Annotated in this window: 13 protein-coding genes and 1 CRISPR repeat array; of the genes, 6 read left to right on the top strand and 7 right to left on the bottom strand. The window is 66.0% G+C overall.

The features are described from left to right. Positions 1–241: 241 nt before the first annotated feature. Complete coding sequence (locus E4P24_RS16070; protein ID WP_188148768.1) at positions 242–1540, top strand: carboxylate--amine ligase; 1299 nt, start codon at positions 242–244, stop codon at positions 1538–1540. Between the two features lie 78 nt (positions 1541–1618). Here the strand turns inward: E4P24_RS16070 and E4P24_RS16075 are convergent, their stop codons facing one another. From E4P24_RS16075 to E4P24_RS16090, 4 genes are all read right to left on the bottom strand, one after another. After that, on the bottom strand, positions 1619–2062 hold the full coding sequence (locus E4P24_RS16075; RefSeq protein ID WP_004064645.1) for a hypothetical protein: 444 nt from the start codon (positions 2060–2062) through the stop codon (positions 1619–1621). 184 nt (positions 2063–2246) lie between these two features. After that, the gene (locus E4P24_RS16080; RefSeq protein ID WP_115803839.1) at positions 2247–2684 is read right to left on the bottom strand and encodes a type II toxin-antitoxin system VapC family toxin; all 438 of its coding nucleotides are present in this window, start codon (positions 2682–2684) and stop codon (positions 2247–2249) included. After that, a complete protein-coding gene (locus E4P24_RS16085) occupies positions 2681–2956 on the bottom strand; it encodes a hypothetical protein (RefSeq protein WP_004043114.1) in 276 nt (91 codons plus the stop codon). Before E4P24_RS16085 ends, E4P24_RS16080 begins: the two co-directional genes overlap by 4 nt. Before the next feature lie 153 nt (positions 2957–3109). Continuing rightward, positions 3110–4543, bottom strand: a complete 1434-nt coding sequence (locus tag E4P24_RS16090) for a twin-arginine translocation signal domain-containing protein (RefSeq protein ID WP_188148769.1) — start codon at positions 4541–4543, stop codon at positions 3110–3112. Positions 4544–4936: 393 nt separating this feature from the next. On the opposite strand from E4P24_RS16090, the gene E4P24_RS16095 reads away from it, so the two are divergent. From E4P24_RS16095 to E4P24_RS16105, 3 genes are all read left to right on the top strand, one after another. Continuing rightward, on the top strand, positions 4937–6193 hold the full coding sequence (locus E4P24_RS16095) for a polysaccharide deacetylase family protein (protein ID WP_115803837.1): 1257 nt from the start codon (positions 4937–4939) through the stop codon (positions 6191–6193). Positions 6194–6529: 336 nt separating this feature from the next. Next, a complete protein-coding gene (locus E4P24_RS16100; protein WP_188148770.1) occupies positions 6530–7663 on the top strand; it encodes a glycosyltransferase family 2 protein in 1134 nt (377 codons plus the stop codon). Positions 7664–7736: 73 nt separating this feature from the next. Further along, entirely contained in the window at positions 7737–8786 is a 1050-nt protein-coding gene (locus E4P24_RS16105; RefSeq protein ID WP_223174068.1) for a DUF1616 domain-containing protein, read from the top strand. A 192-nt stretch (positions 8787–8978) separates the two neighbouring features. Here E4P24_RS16105 and E4P24_RS16110 read toward each other — a convergent pair whose 3' ends face one another. Both E4P24_RS16110 and E4P24_RS16115 read right to left on the bottom strand, forming a co-directional pair. Continuing rightward, positions 8979–11711 carry a hypothetical protein gene (locus E4P24_RS16110; RefSeq protein ID WP_188148771.1) on the bottom strand — a complete coding sequence of 911 codons (2733 nt, stop codon included), beginning with the start codon at positions 11709–11711 and terminating at the stop codon, positions 8979–8981. Positions 11712–12165: 454 nt separating this feature from the next. Further along, positions 12166–13686: a lipopolysaccharide biosynthesis protein gene (locus E4P24_RS16115; RefSeq protein ID WP_004064657.1), complete on the bottom strand. Its 1521-nt coding sequence runs from the start codon at positions 13684–13686 to the stop codon at positions 12166–12168. A 448-nt stretch (positions 13687–14134) separates the two neighbouring features. Here E4P24_RS16115 and E4P24_RS16120 point away from each other — a divergent pair, with 448 nt between their 5' ends. Continuing rightward, the gene (locus E4P24_RS16120; RefSeq protein ID WP_004064658.1) at positions 14135–14461 is read left to right on the top strand and encodes a NifU family protein; all 327 of its coding nucleotides are present in this window, start codon (positions 14135–14137) and stop codon (positions 14459–14461) included. Positions 14462–14617: 156 nt separating this feature from the next. Here the strand turns inward: E4P24_RS16120 and E4P24_RS16125 are convergent, their stop codons facing one another. Continuing rightward, positions 14618–16420 (bottom strand): hypothetical protein, encoded by a 1803-nt coding sequence (locus E4P24_RS16125; protein WP_115803833.1) that lies wholly within the window; start codon positions 16418–16420, stop codon positions 14618–14620. Positions 16421–16724: 304 nt separating this feature from the next. On the opposite strand from E4P24_RS16125, the gene E4P24_RS16130 reads away from it, so the two are divergent. Beyond that, positions 16725–18575 carry an asparagine synthase-related protein gene (locus E4P24_RS16130; protein WP_188148772.1) on the top strand — a complete coding sequence of 617 codons (1851 nt, stop codon included), beginning with the start codon at positions 16725–16727 and terminating at the stop codon, positions 18573–18575. A gap of 149 nt (positions 18576–18724) precedes the next feature. Then, positions 18725–19021: direct repeats of the CRISPR family, unit length 33 nt; unit sequence CGGTTTCAGACGAACCCTTGTGGGATTGAAGCG. Positions 19022–19065 lie beyond the last annotated feature (44 nt).

The raw sequence follows: 19065 nt of genomic DNA on the forward strand, positions 1-19065 counted from the left end.
TGGATAACCGACCCGAAACCGTCGGATTGCTCGACTTTCACGAATCGAATCCGGTTCGTCGCGTCCGAATCCACAGTTCGGTCGCAGGTGCGGCGCTCGCGCAGCGGCGCGATCCGACCCCGTCGCGGACGGCCGCCCGCGTTCCGACCACCGAGTCGACCGGGGCGAATCGGCTCCCGTCTCCCACCCCGAATCCGTTAGCCGACCCATACTAATTCCGTCACCGCGCGACGGTTCAGGCATGTCCAAACGCGCGCACGCCCGGGAATCGGTACTCGTTCCATCGGGCAACTACACCTGCGTCCGGTCGCTCGGCGAGCGGGGCGTCCACACGGTCATGGCCTCCGAACACGACGACACGCCGGCGGCCTCGTCTCGCTTCTGCGACGAACTCGTCCGCATCCCCGCGCCGAAAGACGACCTCGTGGCCTACAAAGACGCCCTCGTCGGCATCGCCGCCCGGCCGGACGTGAAGACCGTCATCCCGACGCGGCCGGAAGACGGCTACGTCTTCTCGAAGTACCGCGACGAGTTCGAGCAGTACGTGGACCTCGTCGTCCCCGACTTCGAGACGCTCCGCCGGGTCCACGACCGAAAGCTCCTCTACGAGGCCGCCGTCGAGGCCGGCGTCCCCATGCCGCGGACCCGCCTGTTCAGCGAGGTCGCGGCGTTCGACGAGCCCTCGATTATCAAGCCGCGGTACAACGTCGTCGCCGGCGAGTACGTCGAGGGCTACGACCCCCACGAGTACGACATCGTCAAGAGCGTCCGCCACGTCCGGCCCGGCGACCGACCCGACGCCGACGAGATATACGCCGAGATGAAACACGACCCCATCGTACAGGACTACGTCCCGGCCGAGGACAAGTACATGTTCGCGGCGCTGTACGACCACGGCGAGCCACTCGCAACGTTCCAGCACCTCCAGATTCGCGGGAACTCCTACACCGGCGGCGGCGGCGTCTACCGGACCTCGGTGTACGACCCCGAACTCGAATCCGTCGCGCGAAAGCTCCTCGGCCACATCGACTGGCACGGCCTCGCGTGCATCGAGTACCTCAAGGACGCCGAGACGGGCGAGTTCAAACTCATCGAAATCAACCCCCGGATGTGGCAGTCGCTCCCCTCGACCGTCCGCGCCGGGGCCGACTTCCCGTACTACTACTGGTTGCAGGCGACCGGGCAGAAACACCGCATCGAACCGGGCTACGAACTCGGCGTCGGCACCCACTACCTCTGGGGCGAACTCGGCTACGTGATGAGCGTCCGCCGCGACGACTCGCCGCTCGTCGAGCGCCCGTCGTTCGTCAAGACCGTCTGGGAGGTCGCCGCCTCAATCTACCGCGAACCGAGATTCGACCTCGCGCGCCTCGACGACCCGGTCCCCTTCGCCCGCTACGTGCACCACGCGCTGTTCAACCGGGGCGGCGACGAAGCCGACGAGGAATCGACCGCCGACCACGACCGCGGGGGCGACGAATCGGAAGAGCCGAGGACCGGTATCACGCTGACGCCGGGACTCAACTTCAGAGGTCGCTGAGTCGGCCGGGCGTCGTGGCGTCGCCGCTCGCCGTGGCGCTGTGGAACGCCGCGGAGCGCGGTTAGCGGTCGGACCTCGTCAGGAGCGCGCCTTCGCACGCTCGTGATACCATCCGCCGAACGCGCCGAGCGGAACGACCAACCAACCGGCAGCGATAACGGCGAAAACCACGCTCACTGGTAGCAGGAGCGCGGTGAAGACGACGGCCTCCCGTAGAACCATCTCACCGCGGGTGACGTTCGAGACGCCGGCGAGGAACGCAGGCCCGAACCCGCCCGTGACAAGACTTCCGAGTGCAGTCAGCCCGCCGAAAAGCGCACCGTAGCGTTGGCGGTCGTCGTCGGGTCGCAACCGTCGCCAGAGTAGCGTGCCCACGATAAACGAGGTCGGTATCGCTACCGGGACGGCCAGCAGTCCGAGGCCGAAGACGAACCCGAGCGTCCCGTTCATCGCGCCGACGAGGGTCAGCAGCCCCGCAGCACCGAACCAGAGGGTGATTGCCAACAGCCCGGTGGCAGCCATCGCTATCCCGCCGCCGATGTCGTTTCGTCCGGCGTACGGGAGCCGTCCGGGACCGTACCGATGACAGAGCCGAACCATAGGTCGAACTGCGTCGCGCGTCCGGATAAATGGTAGTTTAGACACAGTTGTCGGTTTGCAGCGGAACCGAGCCGGAGTTGCTCTGTCGGCGCTCCCCGTGGCGCTGTTAAACCGACCGGTACCCCGGTTCGATGCGGTCGACGAGTCCGTCGAAATCCGTGTCGAAACTCAACACGGCGTCGATGCCACGCGACTCACACAGCGAGGCGATGGTCGCATCGGTGAAACTGAGGTCGTGGTCCTCGTATCGACGGAGCGTCTCCAGCGACGCCCGGACGTCGTCCGGTTCGACGTGAATCATCCGGAACACGTTCGGGAACGGCTCCTCACCGAGAATGCGACCGGCGACGGTGTCCGCCGCCTCGAACGAATCCGTTCGGGCGCGCGTGAGCGTCACCGTCTCGTCGAGAACGTAGTCGTTCGTGTACGGCTGTCCGAACTCCCCGTCGAACAGGTCGTCGAACGCGCTGACGGCTTGGTCGTGCCGGTCGGCATCCGTATCGTGGTGCGCGAAGAACACGCCGGTGTCGACGAAGACGCTCATCCGTACAGCACGTCGTCGATGTCTTCTTCCGTCGTCGTGACGCCGGACGAAACCATCCCGTCGTGGAACCGCTCGCGCTCGGATGCCGAAAGCGGGACGCGCTCCTCGCGGAACGAGTCGATGAGGTCCGCCTTGGACTCGACGGCGTTCTCGACGAGCCGCGCCAAGACCTCCTGCTGCGTCACTCGCGTCCCGGTTTTCAGCCGAATCTCGGCCTGTAACCGTTCGAGACGGGATTTCGTCTCGTCGTCCATCTTCACCGACGTGGCCATGCTCGCCGGTAGAACATACTACTGGGTAAGGTTTGCTACTGTGCTGACCAGTGTGGGACGGACCGGGCCACATGCGATAGCCAGTATCCAGCGCGTTCACGGCCGGCAGCCGACAACTGAGGACGCAGGCAGTGCCTTCTCAGCGCCCGACGCTCACTCGTCGCGGAACGCGCAGGTCGCGGTGTAGGTCACGTCGTCGAGCGCGAGTTCGACGCCGCGGGTCCGCGTCGGCGGGCCGCTGACGTTGATGCTGGAGTTCTGGATAGCACAGTCAGACGCGCGGTTGACGAGCACGCCGCCGACCCGGCCGTTCGGCAGGTAGATACAGCTATCGACGATGCGGGAGCCGTTTCGGTTCTCGTCGACGACGACCGCAGAGCCGTAGGGCTGGCTCTCGCACGCCCCCGAGATGGTGATGTTTTCGAGGACCATCCCCCACGGCTCTCGCGCGATGTCGGTGTCAACCGGGCCCGCGTAGATGGTCTGGACGCCGGTGTCGTTGACGATGCGGCAGTTACGCATCGTGAAGCCGCCGTGGCTCCCGTAGGTCGGGACGGTGATGATACCCGGCGAGGACGGACTCGACCGATAGACGAAGTCGCAGTCCTCGATGAGGACGCCCGTGTAACCGTGGCCCGTCGAGTCGATGCGGAGCCCTTCGGGGCTGTCGAGTCGGTCCCCTTCGCGGGCGTGTTCGTTGAGGTTATCGGCGTCAACGATGACGGTCGCGCCCTTAATCCACGAGGTCTTGGTCGGATGGTCGCCCGCGGAGATGCGCATGTTGGTGTTGTCGTTGTTCTTGAACAGGCCGCCTTCGACGCGGAGGACGCCGCGGGTGTGGGTCGCGCGGAACGACGACGACCCGCGCTGTTCGATGTGGCAGTCTATCATTTTGACCTCGCCGACCGACCGCTCTGTGATGCGAATCCCGGCGACGCCGTTCGGGTAGCCGGGGAGCGCCGCGCCCTCGCGCATGTAGACGCGCCGGATGACGTTGACGCCCTCGACGGAGGTGCAGTCGAACAACAATAGTTGGTCGCGCGCGTGGCTGTCGGTGGGGGTGCGGCCGAGCCACTCGACGTCCTCGATGAGCGCGCCGTCGTCGTTGGCGAGCCAGATGTCGGCGCTCGTGGTGTCGTCGTCGGTCTGCTGGATGGAGAAGTTCTTCAGGACGTGGTCCGTCCCGCTCGTGATGCGGAGCATCCGGAACCGCTCGCCGGGGTCCGCCGGCGGGAAGACGAACTGGACGTCCGTGTGCGAGTCGCCGAGGCCGACGAGTTGGAAGTTCGAGACGCCGCGGTCCCAGTCGTGCTCGCGGGTGATGAGGTAGTCGCCCGGCGGGAACTCGATGGCCGTGTCTTCACCGTACGTCTCGTCGAGGATGTCATCGACCGGCTCTTGGCCCGTCGGGTCCATCCCGAGGTCGTCAACCGCGTTGAGAACGGTGAGTTCCGGTTCCGGCGTGGGCGTCTCCTCGGTCGGTATCGGCGTCTCGGTCGGCGTCTCCTCGTCCGGCGTGTTACAGCCGGCGAGCGCGGCCCCGACGCCGACCGCGCCGAGCGTCCGCAGATAGGTTCTGCGCTTCACCGGCGGAGAACCTCCGTGCGCTCGCGGCGTTCCGGGCGACTATCCGGCGTCCGTGCAGCGGCGTCGAGTCGTCTCGAAGGGCGAGATGAAAGCGGGAGAGAGAGGGACCAACATCGGTTGCACATGTTTCCCGTCAGTTGGACGGGGAAGGTGATTGGTAAACGGTGTGTAACCGCGGCTGACGGCGCGAGGGGCGCGGAATCAAGGCTCGTCGGTGGCGGCGAATCCGGTGAAGGAGACGCACGAAAACACGGGACAGAACCGGCGTCGCCGCAGTGTTCGACGCGTTCAGTCCGGTGCGACCGAGATTACGAGTCGCATTACTATCCACTCGTGGCGACAGTTATCCGTATGAATCTGTCACGGCGTTCATACCTCGGACTGGGCGCCGCCGTGCTCAGCGGCTGTGTCGCGAGGGGTGGAGAACCGGCCGGAACGCCCGAGGCGACCGCGACCAGCGTGCCGCCAGTTCCGACCCCACGCTTCAGCTACGACGACCCGAGCGTCGACGCGCCGGGGGACCCGCTTGCGGTCGCGTTCAACAGCCGCGAGCGGTTCAGAGACGCCGGATGGCTCGTCGACGACTTCGAGGACGAGCGCCGGTGGGAGACGTTCGCGGGGCGGTTCGCCGTCGAGGAGGACGTCGTCTACTGCGGGTCTCAGTCGCTCCGGCTCGAGGCGACGCCGGCCGACGAACGGGTGTGGATTTACCGGACGTTCGACGGCGGTATCGACCTCTCCGGGGCGGACCTCTCGCTGGCGGTCAACCTCGAAACGCCCGACACCGAGGGCATCACGGTTCGCCTCGCCGCGCCCGACTACGACAACACGCTGCTTCTCGGCCGGCACATCTGGCGGGCGGGCTGGCAGCGCCTCGACCTCGGGCCGCGGCGCGTCACCGGGTCGCCGGACCTGACGGACGTCACCGAGATAAGCATCCAACTGTACACCGGCGGCGGCACGGCGGCGCGGTTCTACGTCGACTCGCTCCGGGCCAAACCCCGGGCCGACGCGGGTAAGGTGATGATTACGTTCGACGACAACACCCGGAGCCAGTACGACACGGCGTACCCGATACTGGAGTCCCACGGCTTTCCCGGCGTCGTCGGCGTCATCCCGTGGACCGTGGGGTCGAGCCACCGCATCCCCCGGGACGGGATGGACGAGATGGTCGACGCCGGTTGGGACATGGTGAGCCACCCCCAGCGGTCGGACTCGTTCCGCGACCTCTCGCCGGTCGACCAGCGCGCGAGCATCAGGGAGTCGAAGGCGTGGCTCGTCGAAAACGGGTTCGAGCGCGGGGCCGACTTCATCATCTGGCCGTACGGCCGGTACGACGAGTCGGCGCTCGACGCCGCGAGCGACTACCACTACCTCGGTTTCGTGACGGTCGGCGGGCCGACCGGCGCGATATCCGACCCGCAAATCGTCGGCCGGACCGACGGCGACGACGTGAAGAAGGCGAAGCAGGCGCTCGATTTCGCCGCCCAGTACGACCAACTCGCGGTGCTCATGTACCACGACGTGACCGGGAAGGGGCGCTCCGTCAGCCCGGCGGCGTTCGCCGAGACGATGGACTACGTGGACGAACTCGGGCTGGACGTGGTCACGGCGTCGAGCTACTGGGAGTCGGTCCGAGACGCCGTCTGACGCGGCGACTCGCTCGGAACGGAACCCCGCCCGGCACGCCGGCCCTGCGGGCGACATACCGATTTTCATGACAGTCTCGAATAACTTGATTCGAAGGTGGTCAGTCACGTTTCAAAGAACGTTGACACCCGCACAAACCGTCTGAAACGCCTGAAATTCGCGTTTACGTACGTGTTGCTGACGACTAACAAAGACCCGAACCGCCCAATCTGCGGGTCGAAGTATCGATGTTCCTACGCACTCTCCAGCTCGATTCGTCGCCGCGGGGACGACGCCCCCGACGCGGTGGGCCGGCGGCCGCGCGGCGTTCACCACAGCGGACCCACGCGAGGGACGATGTATCGCGGTAACGCCGTGGGCGTCGTCGTCCCCGCGTACGACGAGGCGCGGTTCGTCGGCGGCGTCATCGACACGCTCCCCGCGTTCGTCGACCGCGCCTACGTCGTCGACGACCGCTCGACCGACGGGACGTGGGAGGTGATTCGGCGGCACGCCGCGCGCGCGAACGAACGGGAGGCCGCGCCCGTCGTCGCCGCGGCCGACGGCGGCGCGCCTCTCGACCGGCGCGTCGTCCCGATTCGACACGCGGTCAACCGCGGGCGCGGCGCGGCCGTCAAGACCGGCTACGAGCGCGCGCTCGCCGACGGCATGGACGTTATCGTCGTGATGGACGGCGACGGCCAGATGGACCCGGACATCATGCCCGCCATCATCGACCCCGTCGTCGACGGGGACGCCGACTACGCCGTCGGTGACCGGCTCGCGGCTCGGGACACCCGCCGGGGGATGCCCCCGTGGCGGCTGTTCGGCAACCTCCTGTTGTCCGGGCTGACCCGCATCGCCAGCGGCTACTGGCACATCCGCGACCCGCAGAACGGCTACACGGCCGTCTCGGCGGACGCGCTCTCGGAGTTGGAGTTCGACCGGCTGTACGACCAGTACGGCTTCCTGAACGACCTGCTCGTGAACCTGAACGTCGCGGGAAAACGCGTCGCGACCGTGCCGATGCGCGCCCGCTACGGCGACGAGGAAAGCGGCATCAGGTACTCGACGTTCGTCCCCGGACTGTCGTTCCTCCTGCTCAGAGACTTCCTCTGGCGGCTCCGGGTTCGGTACCTCGACGGCGGCGTTCACCCGGTGGCGGTCCTCTACGCGCTCGGCGTCGTGGGCGTCCTCGCCGGCGTGCTCCGACTGGTCGGCGGCGTCGCGTCGAAGGACCGCGACGGTGCGGGGCGAGCGACCCTCGCCGGGGTCATCGGGGGGGTTGCGTCCCTGGGCGGCGCGATGCTCCTCGACAGCCGCGCGAACGAACCGCTTCGAATCGCGGCGGCACCGTCCGCGTCGTTCGAGCGGGACGAGCCGAGCGACTCGCAGTCGTCTCGCGTCGGCGGCGACGACGAGAGCGACCGACGAGGAGACAGCGAGAGCGAGACCGACGGTGTCGCAGACCGCGAGGTAATCGGGGGTTAGTCACCTCGTACCGCCGAAATCGGAGGCGTGAGGCGCTCAATAACAACAGCCTAGTCGCGTCATCTATCCAGTAATGGGGTCCACATCACACAGCAAAGGACGGTTAAACCGGGCGCTCGGCGAACTCTCGCTGGACGTGCCCTTCGCGCTGGTCATCGTCGTTGCGAGTAGCCTCGTCGCGGCGCTCGGCGTCGTTCCGACCGTCCAAGCCCTCGTCGGGCTCCCCGTACTGCTGTTTCTCCCCGGATACGCGCTGTTGCTCGCGCTGTTCCCCGCCGGGTCGTCGGACGCGCCCACCGAGGGACCGTCGTTCGGTCGGTTCGAGTGGCAGCCCAACCTCAGCCTCGCGGAGCGCCTCGCGCTCGCCTTCGGAATGAGCGTCGCGCTGCTGCCGGTCGTCGGGCTGACGCTCCTCTGGACCGGCGTCGGGTTGGACACCGCGCCCGTCCTCCTCGCTCTGGCGGCGGTCATCGTCGTCGGTCTCGCGGTCGGTGAAGCCCGGCGGCAGCGACTCCCCGAAGCAGAGCGGTTCCGCGTTCCGATTCGCCGCTGGTACGCCGACGTGGTTCGGTCGTTCGACCAGCCCTCGCGGGTGGACTCGCTTCTGAACGTCGCGCTCGCTTTCGCGGTCATCGTGGCCGGCGCGAGTCTGGGCTACGCGCTCGTCGCGCCGGGGACGGGCGAGTCGTATTCGAGCCTGTCGCTTCTCACGCAGGACGCCGGGGGCGAGTTCGTCGCCGCCGACTACCCCGAAGCGCTGACGGTCGGCGAGCAGACCTCCCTGTTCGTCTCCGTCGAGAACGTCGAGGGCGAGGCGACGAGCTACACGCTCGTGGCCGAACTCCAGCGAGTCGAGCGAGCGAACGGCGAGGTGACGGTCGTCGAGCGGCAAGTCCTCGGGTCGCGGACGGAGACCGTCGAAGACGGCGAGACGTGGCGGACCCGCCACAACTTCGCCCCGGCGCTGACCGGCGAGGACCTCCGGCTCACCTACTTCCTGTACGAGGGCGACGCGCCGGCGGAGCCGAGCACCGAGACGGCGTACCGCTCGGCGTACGTCTGGGTCACCGTGACCGAAGAGCCGACCGCCGGCGGCGCGGACGACGCGGGCGACGACGCGTAACGCGAGCTCGCCCGCGGCGCGTCGGCCCCGGCGAAGCTGGCGGTCGTTCGGTCGTCGAGTAGAGCATCGAAAAAACCGCGTCGGAATGCGAACGTGGGTGCCTCTGTCGTCTGCGGCGTCACCGCGCGAGCGGCGCGCCGCGCGTAGTTTCTGTGTCCGTGCTGTGCCGTCGTGTCGTTTTCCTGCGTCGCCTCAGCCGTCGTTGTCTTCGAACGTCAGCGCCGCGTCGCCGGCCAGGTTCATCTTCGTGATGTCGCCCGAGAACCGGAAGGCGTCGATACCGTCCGTGACCGACCCCTTCGCCTTGCCGTTGGTGAGGCTGTCGTCGCTCTCCGTCGGCCCGACGAGCGGGTCGTTCAGGATGTCGCCGGAGACCATGAAGTCGTACGTCGTCTCCGTGCCGTCGCCCTCGACGACGAGGGTGTTCGGCAGGGAGAACACGGCGGGGTCGACCCGCGTGCCGTTGACGTAGACCTCGGCCTCGCCTTCGAGGAACGACAGCGACGTAATCGTACCCGTGAAGGCGTACACGTCCTGGACGCCCTCGGTGGTCACCCAGCCCGTCGCGGAGCTTTCGGACACGTCGTCCCACTGTTCGATGGTGTCGCCAGAGGCTTCGAGCGTGCCGCTGACGGTGACCTCGTACTGCGTCTCGGCACCGGTGCCGACGAGGCGCAGTTCGTTCTGACTGTCGGTGGTGTCGTCGGTCGAATCCGTCGACCCGTCCGTGCCCGAGTCGGTCGAACCGTCAGTGCCCGAGTCCGTCACGGCGTCCGTGACGGTACTCTCGGTCACCTGCTCGCCGTCGACGTAAATCTCGGCCTCGCCCTCGACGAAGCCGAAGGAGGTGACGCTTCCAGCGAAGTTGAACGTGTCCTCGACGCCCGCGGTCGTAATCCACCCGCTGGCGGAGGTGCCGTCGATGGTGTCCCACTGTTCGATGGTGTCGCCCGAGGCTTCGAGCGCGTCGCTGACGGTGAACTCGTACTGGGTCTGCGTGCCCGTACCGACGAGGCGCAGTTCGTGCGAGAGGTCGGGGGAATCGGTCGTGGAGTCGTCGGTCGAATCCGTCGACCCGTCCGTGTTCGAATCGGTGGAGTCGTCCGTCGTCGCGCCCGTGACGGTACTCTCGGACACCTGCTCGCCGTTGACGTAAATCTCGGACTCGCCTTCGAGGAACGAAAACGAGTCGATGTCGCCGGAGAACGTGTAGGCGTCCTCGACGCCGTCGGTCGTAATCCAGCCGGTCGCGGTGCCGCTTTCGATGTCGTCCCACTCCTCGATGGTGTCGCCCGACGCCTGGAGCGAGTCCGTCACCGTGAACTCGTACTGGGTCGTCGTGCCCGTGCCGACGAGTCGAATCTCGTTCGGGAGGGGCTCGGCCGTGCTGTCGTCCGTCGTCGAATCCGTCGAGTCGTCCGTCGTCGACGAGTCGCCGCCGGTACTGCCATCGGCGCTCGGGAGCGGACAGGAATCGCCGCTCGTGATGTTGCTCGTGTCCACGTCGGCCCCGCTGAACACCGTCGCCTGCCCGGAGACGTTGATGTTCGAGTCCACGATTTCGCAGTTCGTGGCGTCGTTGACGAGGACGCCGTCCACGTCGCCGTTCGGGAAGTGGATACAGCTGTTCTGGACGGTCGAGCCGTTGCGGTCGTTGTCGATGCAGACCGCCGCGCCGGCGGGCTGAGACCGCGTGCTGCCCGTGATGGAGACGTTTTCGAGGTTCACGCCCCACGGTTTGTCCGCGGTGTCGGTGTCGACGGAGTCGGCGTGAATCGTCTGGACCGACGTGTCGTTCTGGATGCGGCAGGTGCGCAGGGTGAAGCCGCCGTGGCCGGCCCACGTCGGCGACGAGACGATGCCGCGCGAGGTGGGGCAAGACTTGAAGATGAAGTCGCAGTCCTCGATGAGAACGCCCGCGTACCCGTTGCCGGTGGAGTCGATGCGGAGCCCCTCGGGGCTGTCGAGGCTGTCGCCGTCGTGGGCGTGCTCGTTGAGGTTGTCCGCGTCCATGATGACGGTCGCGCCCTTGATCCACGAGGTCTTTTCGGGGTGGTCGCCCGCGGAGATGCGCATGTTGGTGTTGTCGTTGTTCTTGAACAGGCCGCCCTCGACGCGGAGGACGCCGCGGGTGTGGGTCGCGCGGAACGACGACGACCCGCGCTGTTCGATGTGGCAGTCCACGAGGCGAATTTCGCCGACAGAGCCGCCCTGCACGCGGATGCCCGCGACGCCGTCGGGGTAGCCCGGAAGCTCGGCACCCTCGCGCATGTAGACGCGGCGGGCGACGTTGACGCCGTCGACGGAGGAACAATCGTACGCGAGGAGCTGGCGGCGAGCGTTGTTGTCGGTGGGGGTGCGGCCGAGCCACTCGACGTCTTCGATGAGGCCGCCGTCGTCGTTTATCATCCAGATGTCCGCCGTGGTGGTGTCGTCGTCGGTCTGCTGGATGGAGAAGTTCTTCAGGACGTGGTGGTCCCCGCTCGTGATTTCGAGGAACCGGTACTTCTCGCCGTTGTTGCCCGACGGGAAGACGAACTGCACGTCCTTGTGAGAGCTACCGGTGCCGACCATCCCGAAGCGTGAGACGTCGTCGTTCCAGTACTGCGTCTCGGTGGCGAGATACTCACCCGGAGGGAATTCGATGAGCGTCCCGCTCTCGTACGCGGAATCGAGTTGGTCGTCTATCGGTTCGTTTCCGTTGGGGTCCATTCCAAGGTCGTCCACCGCGTTGACGACGCGGTCCCATTGGATACCGAAGCGCTCCTCTGGTCCAGACGCAGCCGACGCGACGCCGGCAGAGAGGGCAGTCGATGCGGCCATCGCACCGAGTTTGAGGTAGTTCCGCCTGTTGAGTTGCGATTCGAGGATGGAGTCCGAATCCGCGGCGGATTCGTCGTCGTCTCCATCGGTTAGTCGTACCATATCTCAGGAAAGCCCTCGTTAAGGTGATAATCATTATTGCAGGGTATAATCTGATTAGCTACGATTACTTGCGGGATTGCTTCGGATGGAGGCCAGTTAGTTACCAGTTGTATATCAAAGACACACCTTATATTCATCCAGATAAGAATCAACTAAATACTAATATCGCGGCGATTTGAGCCCGTGAAACAACCGCTTAATCGGGACAATACGGGGCGAATCGGTAGCCTGTGTCGAGTCCGCTTTGGCCCGTGAAACGTCTCTACCCGTCGGATAATCAATCTATGAACTGGTAATTACGCTCCCACCGAACCTTGCGAGGGCGTTCGTTTCACCGCACCCACATTTTCTGACTGTGTTCTGATAGGTTTGATTCACGTCGAAGCTTCAGCTAGCAATGAGAGTCAGTCGAATCGACCACTCGCCGGGGCGTCAAATCGGCCGAACGCCTCCCTCACTTCGACATCACGGAGACGAGTTCCCGGAGGTTCTGTTTGACCCGCCAGTCGAAGAGCGTCATGAGCGACGCGGCGCTGACGACGTAGGCGACGACGCCGATGGCGACGAGGAGCGCGAACTCGACGAGCGGCGACCCGACGCGGTTCTGCGCCGCGAGGACCGCCAGCGCCATCGCGCCGCTGGCCGCGACGGGATACGAAAGCTCCCGGAGGAACCGTCGGTAGGTCGTGTCGAGGGTGCGTTTCATCTCGCGCGCGTAGAGGGGGACCATCGGGAACGCGAGGATGCCCGTGACCGCGAGGGCGGTCCCCTCGATGCCGTAGGCGCTCGTCGCGGGAACGATGGCGACGGCGAGCAGGGCGACCCTGAGGAAGCCGAGTTTGGTCTGTACGTCGGGGCGGCCGACGGCGCGCCAGACGGGGTTGAACGTCGCGAAGAGCGTCCGAAAGAGCCCGTAGGCGACGAGAATCTGCATGGCGAGCACCATCGGCAGCCAGTCCGCACCGAGGAACGCGCCGACGAAGGCGGGCGCGACGAGGTAGATGCCGACCGACATCGGCAGGGCGACGAACGCCGTGAGTCGGAAGGTGCTGAAGAACGCCTCGCGGAGGGCGCGCTGGTCCTCTTGGAGCTTCGAGTACGTCGAGAACATCACGCTGGAGACGACGACGGCGATTTCGGTCGCCGGCGCGTTGGAGATGCGGTAGGCGAGCTGGTAGTAACCGAGCGAGGTCGCGGTCAGGAGCCAGCCGACGACCGCGTCGTCGCCCTGCCCGTAGAGGAACTCGACGATGGACGACCCCGTGACCCACTTCCCGTAGCCGATGAGCTCGGCGGCGTACGCGCGGTTCAGCGCGGGACGCGGGCGGTAGGGGTGCAGGAAGTAGGTCGCGACCGACCGGACGCCCGCGTCCGCGAGGTAGCCGAAGATGAGCGCCCAGACCGTCGGGCTGACCGCGGCGTAACCGAGCGCGACCACGACGTAGGCGGTCGTGCCGCTGACCCGGTAGGCGAACTCCTTGTGAAACGCGAGGTCCTTCTTGAAGTAGACCATCGCGGGGTTCCGCAGCGCGAGGAAAATCGGGACCAGCGCGATGGCGCGGATGAGGTCCCGCGCCGCGGGTTCGCCGAACAGCGAGGCGAGCGACGGCGCGGCGAGGTAGAGAATCGAACTCATCAGCAGGCCGCGGAGGAGTTCGAGCGTGAACGTCGTGTTCAGGTAGTCGTCCACGTCGTCGTCGACGCGCTGGATGAGCGCGGCGTCGATGCCGAGGTTCGTCAGGCTCAGAAGCGCCGAGATGGTGAGCAGCGCGATGCCCATCAGCCCGATGGCCTCGGGGCCGAGCAGTCGCGCGAGGACGATGAACATCACGACCTTCAGCACCCGGTCGAGGACGTTCATCGCCGACACCCACATCCCGCTTTTTACCGTCCGCTCTGCGAGGTCGCCGTCGTCGTCGCCGGGAACGAACCGGCGGCGAATCGTCCGGACGACCGAGCGTATCCTATCTCTCATCGAAGGCACCTCTCGGGCCGCCGCTTCGACGACGACCCGGCGTATTCACGAACGGTAACACTCGGCTACACATCGGCTCACGAGGCGATTAATTATTGACTCGCTACTGGACTCCGCGGGGGCCGGGGCTCCCGCGGCCGCGGGAATTAGGCGCTGTTTGACGGGACGACGGACCCGACGGCCCGACGGCGAGTGACGGCGACCGAGGGAATCGAGATGGTGGGCGACCGGACGACAACGCCCACGGACGCCGACGAGTGTGGGGGCTCCCGGAGTCGAAGCGGAAGTCGAAAGTCGCGGAGTTTTAGGCCACGCGAAAAATGATAAGAATCAGATTATAGAAGGTTCGTGTCGCCTAAAACTGCGCTGTAAGCCCTATATCCCCCGAATTTAGGCACCCCTAATAGACCAGATTTATTACAAATAAAGCCGTACGTTCACCTGTAATATGAGCGCGCAATCACTCGAGCGACGAACCCGGAACTACCTGAGCAACAACGTCCCGCAGATTCAGGAACACGGCGGGCACTTCGAAATCGAAGACGTGGACGACGAGACGGGCGAGGTCACCATCGCAATCGGCGGGGCGTGCTCCGGATGCGGCATCGCGCCGATGACGATGAAGGCCATCAAACAGCGCATCGCCACCGAGGTCGACGACGTCTCCGAAGTGACCGTGCGACAGGCCAGCGGCCCGCGGGCCGCCGTGATGCCGTCGAAGACCGACGAGATGGACCAGATGGAGGAGTACGAGGACTACAACCCGCCGTTCTGAGCCGGTGGGGCGTCGACACCTCCCCTCGTTTTTCTGACCCGCGGGTCGAAGCGGGCGAGCAACCGAACGGAAGAGACAGCGGCGGCACCGGCCGGAGCGGCGAAATCGACGGCAGCAGCTACGGCGGCGAAAAACGAAAACTCGGACTCGGTGTCGCTACCCGGACACGTAGTAGAGGTCGGCCGCGCCGTTCGACATGACGCGGTTCACGTTCGGCTGATTCTGGACCGCGGTGAGGTTCGCCGCGGAGTAGCGGAGTTCGCGGTACGCGACCACCTCGCGGTCGTGATCGGTCTTCGAGACCATCAGATATCGCGGGCCGTCGTAGTAGCTCGGCAGGTCGGTGAGTGCCTCGTCCGGCGTCGTGAAACCGAGCGCCGGCGTGGGGCTGTCGGGGAGCGCATCGACGAAGCGGTCGGGGTTCCCGCGGATGCCCACGTACCGAATATCCTCGTCCGACATCCCGAACGCGGTGTCGTACGCTCCGATCTGCTGGGCGGGGACGTGGTTCGACGGCAGGTAGATGTACGGCGACGGGAACATCACCATGAGCGTGAGCCCGATGACGAGCGCCGACGCGACGGGCGCGCCCGTCCTGACCGCCGCCCCGTACTTCGACCAGTACTCCGTCCCCGAGAGCCACTCGAAGGCGTAGAACAGCCCGACGCTCCCGACGACGGTCGAGAGAATCATCGCGAAGCCGACGTGTCGGAAGAAGAAGTTCGTCTCCGAGATGACGCCGAGGAGGTGCGCGAAGAAGTACGGCACCAACACGACGAGGCCGAACGTCAGCGTCCGCAGGACCGACCGGCCCTGAGCCGACAGCCGCGAGAACCGCCCGAACAGGACGCCGAGGAAGACACCGAGAGTCATCAGGGCGTACACCGCGTTCACGAGGAACAGCTTCACGAACACATCGAAGATACCGCCGCCGACGGCCGTGACGGAGCCGGTGCGCTGGGAGATGGCCGTCCCGGCCTCGGAACTTCCCGAGAGGATGCCGAGCACCCCTTCGACGAACAGGCCGCCGGTCGAAAAGCCGACCGTGTACTGCGTCAGCCAGTAGACGAACGCCGCGGCGAAGACGAGCGTCAGGCCGTACACCGGACGCTGTTCAGCGACGGCGTCCGGGGTCCGCCAGCGCTGGACGAGCTGGATGCCCGCGGCGACGGCGAACAACACGAGATAGTTGACGGCGACTTGCAGATGGTACGACACCAGCGCGACCGTCCCGACCGCGAACAGGACGGAGACGGGCGTGACGTGGCCGCGCCACCGGCTCTCGACGGCGTCGGTCCCGGAGAACTGGTGTTTGAAGAAGAGGTACAGAAGCACCAAGCCGAGGAACGACGCCATCGAGTACGGGAAGAACATGAGCTTGAAGCCGTTGAGGTTCACCGGCAGGAACAACAGCGCCGAGAACACGGCGACGAGGACCGCCCGGCGGTCGGAAACGACGAGCGAGACCAGAAGCGGGACGAACACGAGGTAGACGGCCGAGACGAAAAACACCACCAGCATCATCGCGGTAGTGAGTTCGACGCCGAGGGCGGCGCTGACCATCCCCGCCGAGACGTGGCCGCTCGGGTAGACGATGTCCAGCGGCGTCAGCGTCTCGGAGACGAGCGACTTCGCCCAGCCGAGGTGCGTCAGCGAGTCGTTGAACCCGTAGAAGTGGTACGCTCGGACGAGCGGGAGGGCGGAGACCGCGGCTATCGCGAGCGCCGCCAGCGCCACCCCGCCGGCCGCGAACCGACTGTTCGGGGCGCGAACGACGACGACCAGCGCGGTCAACACCGCCACCGCCACGCCGACCCAGAACGCCGCCGGCGTCGACTGGTAGATTGAAACTTCGTACGCGCGCGCCGGCGACGCGCGAGCGACGAGGATACCGACGGCTATCGCGAGAAATCCGACGAGGAGGAGCGTTCTCGTGAGCCGCGAATCACGTTGCGTCATCCCGTGAGAGAACGCGAGTCGCGTAGTTTGTTATTGAGCGTGTAATCGACTCAGGCGGCGTTATAGGCGTTCTTCCCGGTGTTTTCATCGGGCGTCGCGCGCCGAACGAGCGAACGCCGAGGGTCCGGCCGGCACAGAGGCCCCATGAAGCCGGGCTACCGTTCGGTTCGGCGGCGTTCGACACCGCCACGCGGCCGTATAGGTGCGTGATAACAAAACCCGACGCACGCGGATATCGGGCAACGATGTCACTCACAGCAGTCACGCCGCAGACCGCCGAGCGAACCGAACGCGAGGGCCGTCGATGACCGGCTTCGTCGGCGGCGCGCTCGACGCGGCGACGCTCGACGCCTGCGCGGCCGAACTCCACCACGAAGACTGGTACGAGTCGGCGGCGCGGTCGACCGGCCGCTTCGGCGTCTCGGTGCTCCACCACGGCGCGAGAGACCCCGAGGGCTGTACCGTCTGGGAAGACGGCCCGCGCGTGGGAGCGATATACGGCGCGGTGACGAACCTCGACGAACTCGAACTCGACGTAGACGGGCTGTTCGCCCGACTGTTCGAGGACCCACACGCCCTGCTGCCCGAACTCGACGGCTCGTTCCTCGTCGTCGCCGTCGACGGCGACGCGGAGCGCGTCGTGCTCGCCAGCGACAAACTCGGGACGCGACAGTGTTTCTACGTCGCGGGCGAGCCGTTCGCCTTCGGGACCGAAGTCGGCGCGCTGACGACCCTCCTCGACGACCCGCAGGTCGACGAACGCGCCATCAGCGACCTCCTCATGATTGGGCACGTCTGGGGCGACAAGACGCTCGTGCAGGGCGTGAAGTTCCTCCCCTCGGGGACCGTCCTCGACTACCGGGCCGACGCGGGGCCCGAGCTCGACTCCTACTGGCACCACACGTTCGAACAGAGCCCCGACGACTCCTACCTCGACGACCTCACCGAGGCCTACCGCGAGGTCATCGCCGACATGGCCGACACGATAGACGGCGATATCGGCCTGTGGCTCTCCGGCGGCCTCGACAGTCGCTCGATGGCCGGGGAGCTCAGCCGCTACCACGACCTCACGACCTACACCTACGACTCGAACCCCGCGAACGGGAGCAATCTCGAACTCGCCGCGAAGGTTTCTGCGGTGCTCGGCCTCGAAAACCGGCGCGTGCCGGTCGAGTCCGACGCCCTCGTCGACTCGCTCGACAAATCGGTCCAACTGACCAGCGGGATGGTCGGTCTCTCCACGTTCGTCAACCTCGCGAACGTGTTCAACATCGAGGACATGCCCGACGTGCTCATCGAGGGCTGCGGACAGGGCGGGATGATGGGCGACGGCATCGGCCGGGCCGCCGTCGAGGGGAGCAAGTCGCCCGAGGCGGCGCTCTACCGCGCGAAACACCGCATCGACGTGGACGACGCCCGCCGGCTCCTGCGGACGGAGTTCGACCCGATGACGACCTACCGCGAGGAGGTTCGCAAGAGCGACCAGCCGGACCTCTTCAGCACCGCGATGGACTGCTACTACCGCAACTACTTCCCGCGGTGCGACTTCGCCAGCAACCCCATCGCCGAGAGCCAGGCCGGCACCCGAGTCCCGTTCAGCGACACCGAGTTCCTCCGGGCCGTGACGCGGATGCCGCTGTCGCACCGCGTCGGCTCGATTCCACTCACCAACGGGAAGATTCCCGCCGGAACGGCCTACCCGAAGGTCGAACTGGTCCGCCGCCTCGACAGCCGACTCGCGGCCATCCCCTACGAACGGACGAAAGTGCCGCCGGCGCGCCCGATGTGGCAACACGCCGCCGGCTTCGTCGTCGGCACCTCCGTCGACCGCATCCGCGAGCGCCTCGTCGGCGACGTCCACACCTACGGCGGCCGCTCCACTATCGGCGACTGGTACCGGACGAACCGCGCGCTCCGCGAGCGCATCGACGACCTGCTCGACTCGGCGTGCGAGCGCCCGTACTTCGACGCCGACGAGATTCGCCGCCTCCAGCGCGAGGAACTCACGGGCGAGGCCGAACACATGAGCGCCATCTCCGGCATCATCACCGGCGAGCTCTGGGTCCGCAAATACATCGACCGCGAAGGTCGCGGCGTCGAGGAAGGTCCCGTCGGTGCGGCGGAAGCCGAAGACGCGCCGCAACCGGCCGACTGAGTTACTCGAACCACTCGATGGACTGTCCAGTCGTGTGGAACTGCGGTTCGTTTCCGTCGACCCCCCGGGGAAGCGAGGACTACTGAGGGTCGACGGAAACGTTCTTTTGAATTCGGTTCGTACGCGACGTTACGCCCGTGATTTCGGGACGGTTTCAGACGAACCCTTGTGGGATTGAAGCGTGGAAGACAGCACCCCGTGGGCACCGGGCTTCCGGTTTCAGACGAACCCTTGTGGGATTGAAGCGGGAGGTGTGGGGCGAATGAACCCAGAGCACGACTCCGGTTTCAGACGAACCCTTGTGGGATTGAAGCGAGGGTTGCCACCGAATTATCTGATATCGTCAAATGTTTCAGACGAACCCTTGTGGGATTGAAGCTCTCACCGAGCCACTCCTCGGCCACGGAGTCGAGCGGTTTCAGACGAACCCTTGTGGGATTGAAGCGCCTTGTACCAAACGTCGCCCGAAGTTGTCTGAAATGTTTCAGAC

Source organism: Haloferax sp. AS1, from assembly GCF_014530665.1.
Lineage (GTDB): Archaea > Halobacteriota > Halobacteria > Halobacteriales > Haloferacaceae > Haloferax > Haloferax volcanii.